Genomic DNA, 278 nt, shown 5'->3' with positions numbered 1-278 from the left:
CTGGATGAGACGCTGTCCCCCGACCTGCACATCAAGGTGTATCGCGACGCGCGTGTGGCCGAAGCCCTGCAATGCGCCAGCCGCCCGCCCTGGCCGGTGACCGACGGTAGCGAGGCGGACGCGATACAATTTCTGAGTGCGCAATGGCGGCGCAACGCAATGATGGTGAAGTGGCTGGCCTTCCTGCTGGAACGCGGCCACGGCTTCGTCCACGCATCGCGACCGCGCGCATCCTGAAGCAAGGCCTTCTTGCATGAAGCAACCGAGTCCATGGTGGC

At 64.7% G+C, this 278-nt stretch carries 1 protein-coding gene; it reads left to right on the top strand.

Translation table 11 applies throughout. The features are described from left to right. Positions 1-237 (top strand): DUF1249 domain-containing protein (locus tag SB717_RS35340; RefSeq protein WP_410907588.1); only part of this gene is annotated, 237 nt, incomplete at its 5' end. Positions 238-278 lie beyond the last annotated feature (41 nt).

The organism is Priestia sp. SIMBA_032, from assembly GCF_046535215.1.
GTDB classification, from domain to species: Bacteria; Bacillota; Bacilli; order Bacillales; family Bacillaceae_H; genus Priestia; species Priestia aryabhattai.
The sequence above is the reverse complement of the archived record's forward strand: the minus strand, read 5'-3'. Positions and strand labels throughout refer to the sequence as shown.